This window comes from Megasphaera sp. SC8-1 (genome assembly GCF_024436295.1).
GTDB lineage: Bacteria > Bacillota > Negativicutes > Veillonellales > Megasphaeraceae > Megasphaera > Megasphaera elsdenii.
Genome location: NZ_JANFQH010000017.1, coordinates 1 through 10,948, shown reverse-complemented (window position 1 = coordinate 10,948; position 10,948 = coordinate 1). Strand labels below are relative to the sequence as shown.

At 45.0% G+C, this 10,948-nt stretch carries 11 protein-coding genes; all 11 read right to left on the bottom strand.

The annotated features are described in order from the left end of the window. Positions 1–95: 95 nt before the first annotated feature. A complete protein-coding gene (locus NOS26_RS05700; protein ID WP_255917393.1) occupies positions 96–1,031 on the bottom strand; it encodes a hypothetical protein in 936 nt (311 codons plus the stop codon). A gap of 24 nt (positions 1,032–1,055) precedes the next feature. Next, entirely contained in the window at positions 1,056–1,643 is a 588-nt protein-coding gene (pyrE, locus tag NOS26_RS05695; protein ID WP_027895355.1) for an orotate phosphoribosyltransferase, read from the bottom strand. Positions 1,644–1,649: 6 nt separating this feature from the next. Beyond that, entirely contained in the window at positions 1,650–2,363 is a 714-nt protein-coding gene (pyrF, locus tag NOS26_RS05690) for an orotidine-5'-phosphate decarboxylase (protein ID WP_014015800.1), read from the bottom strand. A gap of 86 nt (positions 2,364–2,449) precedes the next feature. Then, on the bottom strand, positions 2,450–3,379 hold the full coding sequence (locus tag NOS26_RS05685; RefSeq protein ID WP_255917392.1) for an NAD-dependent epimerase/dehydratase family protein: 930 nt from the start codon (positions 3,377–3,379) through the stop codon (positions 2,450–2,452). 71 nt (positions 3,380–3,450) lie between these two features. After that, positions 3,451–4,221: an HD domain-containing protein gene (locus NOS26_RS05680; RefSeq protein ID WP_255917394.1), complete on the bottom strand. Its 771-nt coding sequence runs from the start codon at positions 4,219–4,221 to the stop codon at positions 3,451–3,453. 32 nt (positions 4,222–4,253) lie between these two features. Then, a complete protein-coding gene (locus NOS26_RS05675; protein ID WP_255917391.1) occupies positions 4,254–4,433 on the bottom strand; it encodes a hypothetical protein in 180 nt (59 codons plus the stop codon). Positions 4,434–4,879: 446 nt separating this feature from the next. Further along, positions 4,880–5,332 (bottom strand): VanZ family protein, encoded by a 453-nt coding sequence (locus tag NOS26_RS05670; RefSeq protein ID WP_041647440.1) that lies wholly within the window; start codon positions 5,330–5,332, stop codon positions 4,880–4,882. A gap of 258 nt (positions 5,333–5,590) precedes the next feature. Next, positions 5,591–6,754, bottom strand: a complete 1,164-nt coding sequence (locus NOS26_RS05665; protein ID WP_255917390.1) for an SLC13 family permease — start codon at positions 6,752–6,754, stop codon at positions 5,591–5,593. Positions 6,755–6,855: 101 nt separating this feature from the next. After that, complete coding sequence (locus NOS26_RS05660; RefSeq protein WP_255917389.1) at positions 6,856–9,111, bottom strand: S8 family peptidase; 2,256 nt, start codon at positions 9,109–9,111, stop codon at positions 6,856–6,858. After that, positions 9,112–10,167, bottom strand: a complete 1,056-nt coding sequence (locus tag NOS26_RS05655) for an ATP-binding protein (RefSeq protein WP_014015794.1) — start codon at positions 10,165–10,167, stop codon at positions 9,112–9,114. A 261-nt stretch (positions 10,168–10,428) separates the two neighbouring features. Beyond that, positions 10,429–10,948 (bottom strand): hypothetical protein (locus NOS26_RS05650; RefSeq protein ID WP_255917388.1); only part of this gene is annotated, 520 nt, incomplete at its 5' end.

Sequence of the window (10,948 nt, the reverse complement as noted above, 5' to 3'; positions counted from 1 at the left end):
ACAACCTCTCAGACCGCCTCCGGCGGCCAGCTCCCCTATAAAGGGAGCCTTGCAAAAAAAAGCGCTGCCATAAAAGACAGCGCTTTTTTGCAAAACTAAAAATCGAAAAATCCGGCATTATCTGCCATGGGCACGACGGGGAATCCTGTCGGTACGGGCTGGATGATCATGAACACCAGGGCTGCCAGGACGGCAATCCCCAAGGTGAGGTAGGAAAAGCTTCCCTTTTCCTTATGTTCATACAGGCCGAACAAACGGATGCCGACAGCCGAACCGATGGTAGCGAACAAGGCGCCCAGCGAGAAATACTGGTACATGGCATACGATGCCAGCAGGGCGATGATCATGGCCCCGTTGATGACGATGGGATAGCATTTAGACAAGACCGATTCGGGATTACGGCGCATCGCCGTGAGCCAGTCCGTCCCGTCGATGCCGCTCAGACCCGTGAGGAACGTCGATGCATAGAGCAGCTTATCCCACCAGGCCGTTCCCTTGCGGCGGTCTCCCGTCCGCCACATGACGAAGGCGTAAATCAAAATAGTCACGCCGCCGACGATGTAATAGTAATTTTCCGGGACGAACTGGACGAGAGCCGTGCCAATCGTCACCAGGACAGCGGCGATGACGACCATCTGACCGATTTTCCCCTTCGTCGGACGCGACTTGGCATCCATTTCCTTATAGATCTTGGCGAAGATTTCCATGAGGAACGTGAAGACGAAAAAGACGATGCCGATGAAGGGATTGAGCGCAGCCAGAGCAATGGTGATCAAAATCGGGATGGCCAGGCGCACGCCAGGGAAAAAGGTGAAACTCTTGATCTTCATGATGTGAAGCTGAGAGTACACCGTAAAATACGTAAAGACATTGAACATCAACATAGCGGCAATACATTCGACGGGCTTAGCTCCCATGTACAAGAACATGAGGAGGACGCACATGCTCATATTGATACCCGTAAAGCGGGCGAACACCGTCCCCAGCAGGCCAGCCATGAAGAAAGGCGCTATGGCCGATAACATTTCCATGAACAAAACATCTCCTGATCCAGATTATTTCAGATGGTGGCTGCCCCGTTCGGTCATGGGGATGCCCTGTTTGCAGAGCGGGCATTCTTCCGGTTTGTACGTCGGGACGGTCAGATGGAGGAGAGCCTGGACTTTATCTTTCGGTACGCCAAATTCGGCCTTGCCGCCGCTACGGTCGACGAGGAGGCCGACACCGACGATGACGCCGCCGGCTTTCTTGACGACATTGACGACTTCCTGGACGGAACCGCCAGTCGTGACGATATCTTCGACGATGAGGACGCGTTCACCCGGTTCGATGTGGAAGCCACGGCGAAGGGTCATGACGCCCTTTTCACGTTCCGTGAAGATAGCCCGCGTGCCGAGAGCCTTGCCGACTTCATGAGCCAGCAGGATGCCGCCGGTCATAGGACCCATGACGGTCTGGACGTTCTGGTCCTTGAAACGTTCTGCCAATTCCTTGCAGAGCTTTTCCGTATATTCCGGATGCTGGAGAACGTTGAACTTTTCAACGTACAACGGGCTGTGCAGGCCCGACGTCAACAGGAAATGACCTTCCAGGACGGCTTTCGTATCTACTAATAACTGTCTTACTTCTTCTTCTGTCATCATGATTGGTTATACCCCCTGAATTTCTGCTAAAATCTTTTCCGCTGCTTCCTTCGGATCGGCAGCCTTGGTAATCGGACGACCGATGACCAAATGGGATGCCCCGTCGCGCAATGCCTGAGACGGCGTCGTGAACCGCTTCTGGTCGTTGGCTACGGCAAAAGTCGGACGGATGCCCGGCGTGACGATGAGGAAATCAGGGCCATTCATTTCCCGGATTTCCTTGGCTTCATACGGCGAAGAAACGGTACCGTCGATACCGGCTTCCTTGGCCAGTTTTGCCAGATTCTTGACCGATTCGGCAATACTGTACTTGCCGCCGATTTCTTTCCACGCGTCTTCGTCAATACTAGTCAATACCGTCACAGCCAGCAGGCGCGGCCGTTCGATATTCAACTTCGCCGCTTCATCGCGGACAGCTTCTGCAGCCGCTTCCATCATGGCCCGGCCGCCCGTACCGTGTAGCGTCATGAGGTCAGCGCCGAGACGGGTCAGGGCACGGATGCTCTGGCCTACCGTATTGGGAATATCGTGGACCTTTAAGTCTAGGAAAACATGCTTTCCCTGATCTTTCAAATACCGTACTGCGTCGGGACCGGCACTGTAAAACAGTTCCATGCCGACTTTATAAAAAGAAACACTGTCGCCAAGGGTTTCTACGAGCTTCTTCATATCCTCCAGTGAATGGACATCCAAAGCCGTAATGATGCGATCATCTGCCATGGGCTACCCCTCCTGTATATAAATGTATATAGGCATATCTAATTAATTGTGTCATGTTTTAGGAAGCCTGTCAAGGGAGAAACGCATTACTTCGTTCCGTGGCTACGGTACCAGTCATAAGTCCGGCTGATTCCTTCTTCCAGATTCATTTCCGGCACAAAGTCCAAGTTTTCTTTCAACGCACCATTACTGAGGACGGACCGCAAAATATCCCCCGTCCTGGGCGCCGTATAAGTCACATCTACGGAATGGCCAACGGCTTTTTCAAAACTATGGATCAAATCGTTAAGGCTTGTTTCCTGGCCTGTCGAGACATTCATCGTATGATAGCCTTTGAGCGGCAGCGCCCGGATAATGGCCTGGGCAATATCGCCGGCATAGACGAAATCGCGGGTCTGGCTGCCATCACCGAAAACCGTAAGGCCCTGATGCTGGGACAAAAGCTTACAGAAAATGCTGACGACGCCGCCTTCGCCCTTTTCGCCCTGCCGTTCGCCGTAAACGTTGGCAAAGCGGAAGACCGTCGCATCCATGCCGTATAATTCATGGTAGACCCGCAGGTAATGTTCTGTCGTCATCTTGGTGATACCATAGGGGGACGTCGGCGCGAGCCGTTCCGTTTCCCCTAAGGGAATGTTCAGATTATCCCCGTACACGGCAGCACTGGACGAAAACAGGATGTGCGGCACGCCATGAACCCGACAGGCTTCCAGCACATGAAGGACGCCTTCCAAATTAATCTGGCAATCGAGGACAGGCTGTTCCACCGAAACCGGGACCATCGTCTGCGCTGCCAGATGGACGACAGCCTCAAAATGGTGATCGGCAAAGACAGCGTCAATAGCTTCTTCATCGCAGATATCGCCTTCAATGAGTTCCATTCCATCGGGCACGTGGTTCCGGGACCCACTGGACAAATTATCAAAGACGACAACATCCATATCCGGCATTTCTTTCAACTGTGCTAAAACATGTGACCCAATGAAGCCGGCACCACCCGTAATCAATATTTCCATGAGTTATAATTCCTCCATATTTTTTTATAATATCTATCTCATATTTTATTATATATTGTATCAACAAACGACTAATGAGGCAATGTTTCCTCATTCCAGACTAACTGGCGTATTTCATCCAATTTTCTCTCACTATCGGCGTTCCGGGAGTGGAAATCGAGGAGTTTATCAAAATAGCCTTGCTCCCGCGCTAGCTGGCGGCTACGGGGATAGACCAAATCGAAGTATAAGCACAAGGCACCGACATAAAAATCCATGAACGTCTTCTTATCCTGCGTCCGTACGATTTTCCGCTGCCGAGCCTGGGCCATGACGACATCAGAAATAGGCTGGTTCTCAAAATCAGCCCAATCGACATTCCAAATATTTTTCTTCTGGCTCATATACAGGACATAGACCCGGAAAATATCGATTTTGTCAGCATCGCGGATGAGCTGGCAGAAAAGCCGCTGCCGCGGCGTCAAATTCTCCCGCAGCTGATAGACATTGTGCTGGTCGATAGCCATACGGATAATATCATCCTGTCTCTCATCGTCGAAAAAATCGCGGATATGACCGTCATCAAATAAATAATGGGCGCCATACTTGGCATGGTCCATGGACCGGTAATCGACGAACGTATGATACTCCCGCAGCTGCTCAAAGCGGCCGATATCGTGGAGGACGCCGATGAGCCAGGCCAAATCCACATCATCCTGAGACAAATCCAGACTCAGAGCAATCTGTTCACACAACCCGCTCACCCGCAAAGAATGAGCATACTTCAGCCGGACGCCTTCTTCCTTTTGGTCAAAGCCCTGGACGTACCGCGTAAATTGCGATACCACAAAATCCCGATCCATACGACTCACCGAACCACCTTCCTTATGTATCCTTAATATAATTCAACTATAACGTTAATTATATCATATACGAGCAGACTTGATAATAACGCAGGCCGCAGTTCGCAGACCGCAGGCCGGAACTCATCGCCATCGGCGATGTCGTTCGTCGTAGGCCGTTCATAGTTCATCGACGCCGAATCAGATGCGGCGGCCCGCCGCAACAGACTCATGATTGTATTACGACCATGAGCCGTCCGTCATAAATCCCGGATATGCACAGGATTCACGCGGGCCGCCCGTTGGGACGGCCCCTACGGAATCGCAGTCAGGCGATGAAAAAAGAGCGTGATCCGCAGGCCACAAAAAATACACAGCCAACGGCCTTGTGCGTAGGGGACGCCCAGAGCCTTTCTGGCACGACAGATACCGACTATCGGGAGGTGCAGGACGGTTAACAGAACAGACAGCAGCGGCGGGCGTCCCGCCGTGAATCCTGTGTACAGCCGAAATTTATGACAAATGGCTCGTAATTTGTAAAACCCCTCTATCATACCAGAATGGGCTATAACTGAATCTCACAGCGGGCAGCCCTCGTCGGGACAGCCCCTACGCATACGGCTATTAGCCGTACTTTTTTTTGCGAACTGCAAACAGCGACCTGCGGGGCTACTGGCCCCTATTTTCGTATAGCACCAATGCCCCGCTTCACTCCCCGGATAACCATGACTAAAAAAATTCCAATCATACACCCAACACCGTCGAGTACCACATCATGCCAGGTCGATGTCCGGCCACCGGAAAATGACTGGATATACTCATCAATTGCTGCCACGCCAATTCCAATCAAGAGCACCCAGACTTTATGAGGACGTCGCGAAACTAAAACAGAAAAGCCGCTCAATACCATTCCCAGCGTTGTATATTCCGTCAAATGCGCCAAGCGCCGAATGACACCGTCACTCAAATAAGGCGCCACCGCCGATCCTTGTATCCGGGCCAGGACCCACGCCAGGACCCGCCGGCTCTCGGCATGAGAAGCCACTCCATTCTGCATAGAATGCCACCAAATTACACCGATGACGCCCATAACCAGCAACCCGACTACAACCTGAATCCATCTACGTCCCATACATGCCACCCCATCCCAAAAAACAATCGCCCTCATTGTACCGCAAAAAATCGTCCCTATCGGGACCCCGTAGGGGCCGTCCTGAAAGCCTTTTTGGCCCGTCAAGTGCCGACCACCGGAAGGCGCAGGACGGCTGCCAAAACGGACAGCTGTGGCTGGCGGCCCGCCCAATGATGCAGTTTACGTCGGACTTAAAAAGGCTCCACTGCGAAGGGGAGCTGTCAGCAAAGCTGACTGAGGGGTTCTTCCAACATTATATCAGAAAGCTACGGCTGCAAACACGATAAAAAACAACAGATAAGCCACATTAAGCGCCGTAAATATCTTCAGAAAATAGCCCTGTTGCCGGGGATAAGCGCGGATGAAGATGCCATAGGAAATGAGACTGGCCATAGAGGCAATGAGCGTCCCTAATCCGCCAATATCCGTTCCCAACAGCAATGCCGCAGCATTATCGGTAAAACCGGACAAGAGGACCGCCGCCGGCACATTGCTGATAACCTGGGATGCGAATATCGCTACCAAAAACTCATGTCCTGTCAGGAATGCAGCCAAGATTTGCTGGAAAGTTCCCCATTGACTGATATTGCCGATAAGGATAAAAAAGGCCACAAACGTTCCCAACAGCCGATAATCGACATAGCGAAAATAACGCGGAGCCATCAGCGCCGTAACTAGGACAACGACTGCCAGCGTGATACGGTAATCCAGAAGATGGGCCACCGTCAGTAACGAAAGAAAAAACAAGGCTCCCAGCATCCAGAGCTGCCGTGGCGAAGCCATGAGCGGAACTTTCTCCGCCCGCCTAGCCGCCAGCTGTGCGGAAATGGAAATACGCCGGTTCGGCAGCAAAAAAACAGAGGCAGCCAGCATGATCATCACTGCTATCGTATAAGGCAACAACAAGGCCATAAATTCGCCAAGATTCAAGGCATAATGAAAATACAGGTATAAGTTCTGCGGATTACCTACCGGCGTACACATGCTGCCCAGGTTAGCTGCTATCGTCTGCAAAGAAATGACGACAGCCATTTCCTTTTCACTGGCGACACGACGCAGCGACAAGAGTGCAAATGGGACAAAAGTCAGCAGCGATACGTCATTCGTCACCCACATGCTCACAAAAAAGCAAGAAAAGACCAGCACCATCGCCAACTGACGAAACGTTCCCAGACGCAATAGGAGCCGGGACAATAACACCGAAAAGACACCGCTTTCACGAAAGCCGCCAATGACAACCATAAGACAAAACAAAATTCCCAGCACGGGCCCATTGAGATACTCCACATCCCCCACCGACGGCGGCACAATGACCATCGAGACCAACGCCCCCACAGCCGCCAGCAATATGACAAGATTATTTTTCACAATACGCCCCACAAAACTGACCTCCGCCTCAAATTCTTCGTTAAGTTCATTCAATTGCTCTTTTCAGTATCCGGGATGCAGCATTTTCGCTTATTTCAAATCGAGTTGCTACACTTTGTCGCTTGAAGGGAAAGTGCCAGCCTGTTTTGAATTTTTTATTCTAACTGAATCGTTTCTTCTCCCTTCAAATATACTTGAACTCGATTTTCTACGTTGACATCATTTACAATCCATCCTCTGGCCTGGCATAATTGCTTGAATAATTCAATTCGATTAACTCCCTTCATCTCTTTCAAGGTAATAACCAGACCAAATGGAATTTCCCGTCTGGCATGATTGTTTAATCGTTCTTTGCAATATAATTTGATACCCCAAAGTCCTTTTTCATACGCTTTACGAGGTTTCATGTTACTATAAATCTGATCAGCAACTATTTTTACGTTATCCCATTTCCGATAATCATTTCTGGCATCTTCTTCATAAATAGAGTGCTGGCCCGGTTCAGCCTGTAAATTTCCATTAATAGATTTTATCTGTAAACGTTGTGCTTTATCAATCATTAATCGCCCAAAATGCAAATCTAACTCCGTATCGGTATAATCCACACCTTGATTACGATCACACAACGGAAAATAAACCAAAGTAGCTTTGGCAAGATAAGGATGCTTATTCTCTACAACCGGGACAGGCAATTGATATGTATACGTACAATAATTCTTAGTCTTTCCAAAAATAATAAATTTAATTTCATCATCGGGAGATTGCAAAATATCTTGAATAGAAATGGGCACTATGCCATACCCCTTTTTTTCATCTGGCCGACAATACCATCCCGTTGCAGCATCAATCAGCAAGGCTTTAGCCACTTCTCGAGTAAATCCCATAATGTAAACCAAATATGCCATTTTTCGGGTAATCCAAGGCGCTGCAAAAGAAGTTCCAGCTGTCTGCTTTGCCCCCAATACATTGTCACATACCGTTATAAATTCATGTTTTTGCCTATCTCCACCATAATAGCTAACATCTGGTTTTACAAAGAAAGACAATACAGGGCCACTTCGAGAATAAGATGCACTTTGATTCTGAAAATTTACAGAATTCACAACAATAGAATTTAAAGAATCTGCCGGGGCACCGATTTTATAATTGTTTTCATGTTCATGTACAGCAGGTAAATTCGTTCCTGCTACTACAAACACTATATCATATTCATTCTGCAACCGATCCAGTTCAGCAGCTTCTGGCGAAATAAAATTATCATTAATCTCTAATATAGAACCTAAAGAAAGATTCCACACCTTAATATCACGATTTAACCGTACAATATCCCCAATCTGCTTTATAACCGAAAAAGAACTAAATTTACCAGCAACAGCTACTCCGAAATGCCGGACTCTAAAACGACCGCATCCATCATCTAAATCAGGATTCCCCTTAGGACCATCAACAATGATCGAACTGACAGCTGTTCCATGTGCAAAATCCATTGGCCCAACGGGAATATCTTCAGACAAACAATTAGTATAATCTACCCATTCATGAAAATAGACGTCTTCATTAAAGGGAGTATCAATAACGCCAATAACAGGTTCATTCTTAGGAGATGGAATAAGTTCAGGTACTTCCGATACTTCTGTCAATGGCTCAGGAATATACTGAGTCAAATCATTTACCCCCATAGCTACCAGATATGGAGCTTTTTCCAACAACATATGTATTTCTTCTGGATTCATTTGAATCGTGAGCTGATTGAGAATTCTGCTTTCTGGAATCGAAATACCAAATTTCCCTAACAACTCCCGTGTTTTTACTTTAGTTTTATAAATTGTTATAATACATGCTTCATGAATATCCTTTTCCAATGTATCAATACGAAAACATTGAATATTCGAACTATCTACAATAGTTTGAAGAAACCTGGTTTTAGATAAACCATCACACACGAATGTTCCTTTTTTTAATTCTTCCACATCTTCATATGAAAGCTTACCCTGATAGTTTTCTTTCAAAACGTCATACACTTTTTTTAAAACAGCTATGGTCTGAACAAGTGCTGTTAACGGGATAAAATACGTAAAAACATGGTGAGCATGGGATTCCGGATCGATTATATCAACAGTAGTCTCAAATTTTGCCCCTACTATAAAATCATTGGGGGAATTATTAGTACATGAAAGCAAAAATTGCAATCGACTTGATTTAGGAACGATGCGAACATAATGCGCGCTAACTAAAGCACCTTCAATCTCTGGATGTACAGACCAATAATCAGCTATTTTTTGTAAATCATTAGCTAGCTCCAGTAAATGGTCGGCCTTAACTACTTGTCCTTTTTTTAGTGAGATGCTCCCCCCTCTAGCTTGATTTGACTTATGTTGGAATTCCCCCTTTAACTCCAATAAGTTATTCATTTATAACGCCTCCTTAAGCTCTCTATCAATAGTACTTTTAGATTTATTTGTGAGTATAGCCATCTCTCTTACTGTAAATTTTTGTTTTTTTAATTCACTTAAATTATCCGGATTTTTACCACAAATTGCGCTATATAATCGTCTAAAATAATCACATTCGTCATTAGGGTTGCTAAAAGCTACAGCCGTACGGACTATATTCTTCAAATCCCCAGGATAAGGTAATTGATCCATTAATTTCATAATTTTACGAAACAGCCGAACATCCCGATTTTTTAAATGCAATTGATCTAAATATCGGTTTAAAATTTTCTCAGCAATATCCAACAAATCGTCCTGTGTATATCGATTAAAACTAATAACCGAATCAAATCTCCTGATTAAAGCTCTGTCAAAATAGGAATATAGATTGGTTGTCGCAACTAAAATAATATCCTTATCCAGTAAATCAAGACATTTCAATAAAGTAGAAGTAGCTCTTCCCATTTCCCGTAAATCATTATTATTTGTTCTATCTAAAGCCAATGCATCAATTTCATCAAATAAGAAAATCATATTATATTTTTGATAAATCCCATTCATTTCTTTAAATAAAGCTACTATATTTTTTGCAGTCTGCCCTAATCTACTGTCAATAAGTTCAGAGAAGTTCACCATATAAACATCTCGATTTAAAATTCTGCCAAGTTGTTTTACTGCTTCTGTTTTTCCTGTACCAGGAGCCCCTTCAAATAAGAAACGATGAATCCCCATATGATGATTAATAGCATTTACAATCCCTAATATATCATTCATAATTACGTCTGGTAAAAGCAGCATTTCTTCACAAGCAGAAGCCTTATCAAGATATTGCAATCCGGTATATGTTTCTTTACTTTCCTGCACTTGTGGTACAAACGTATTGGCATCTGATAATAGTGACATAAGATAAAGTCCTAATTGGGTATCTCCACTTTGATCGAATTCTTTGGCAATTTGATAAGCTGTAGTCCTAAATCCAGCATCATTACCTTCTGCATAACATTTAATTAAATTTACAATATCTTTTTTTTTCATCACACTCCAGCTCCTTACACTTTACAGCATCTCTTATTTCTCCTGTCATTATAACTTATTGGGACATTTTTTTCAATATTGGGACAATATATTATTTTTTATTAACAAAACAATCCGGCTGCGGTGAAATCACCGCAACCGGATTGTTTATGATTGGATGTAAATATTTTTTCATAATCATGGTGGCTCAAAAATTCGTGATCACATATTTCACTTTTTCATTGACATTTACAATTAGATATTTCTAGATTATCAGTATATTCAATTTCTATAAGGACGTTTATCAACAATATTTCTGCTTTCAGAATATGGTGCAAAAATCAGTTTCTTTCTAGCTAGCAATTCTTTATAACCTTTCGCCTCTTTAAAAGTCCCATAACTATCCCGAAACCATTCATTTCCAAGATAGTCTCTAAAAAAAATACCAACAACCAAAAATTTACACATCCCTAAGCCTCTATTCTGTACTCGAATAGTTACATGTTCTAAAGGAGCTATAAGCCTAATATATTCTGCTTGACAACAATTTTCACCAGCATATATATTGGAAGTATTGATTCCCTCTAAAATCATCACATCATATATAGGATAATCGCTGTTATTGCAAACTTTAACTGAATTCAATCGATACTCTGAATCGAGAACATAAGGAAATATTTGGCTCACTTCATGTATTTTTTCCCTTTCTTCTCTATCTTTATTTGACTTTTCATTGATTTTATATATTTTCCAAGATATAACAGCACTTAGTATGGAAACAATAATAGGAATAATAGTAATT

Coding starts and splice junctions, on each gene's coding strand:
- NOS26_RS05700 (WP_255917393.1), bottom strand. CDS start 1,031: ATGGAAATGTTATCGGCCATAGCGCCTTTCTTCATGGCTGGCCTGCTG.
- pyrE (WP_027895355.1), bottom strand. CDS start 1,643: ATGATGACAGAAGAAGAAGTAAGACAGTTATTAGTAGATACGAAAGCC.
- pyrF (WP_014015800.1), bottom strand. CDS start 2,363: ATGGCAGATGATCGCATCATTACGGCTTTGGATGTCCATTCACTGGAG.
- NOS26_RS05685 (WP_255917392.1), bottom strand. CDS start 3,379: ATGGAAATATTGATTACGGGTGGTGCCGGCTTCATTGGGTCACATGTT.
- NOS26_RS05680 (WP_255917394.1), bottom strand. CDS start 4,221: ATGGATCGGGATTTTGTGGTATCGCAATTTACGCGGTACGTCCAGGGC.
- NOS26_RS05675 (WP_255917391.1), bottom strand. CDS start 4,433: ATGAGTCTGTTGCGGCGGGCCGCCGCATCTGATTCGGCGTCGATGAAC.
- NOS26_RS05670 (WP_041647440.1), bottom strand. CDS start 5,332: ATGGGACGTAGATGGATTCAGGTTGTAGTCGGGTTGCTGGTTATGGGC.
- NOS26_RS05660 (WP_255917389.1), bottom strand. CDS start 9,111: ATGAATAACTTATTGGAGTTAAAGGGGGAATTCCAACATAAGTCAAAT.
- NOS26_RS05655 (WP_014015794.1), bottom strand. CDS start 10,167: ATGAAAAAAAAAGATATTGTAAATTTAATTAAATGTTATGCAGAAGGT.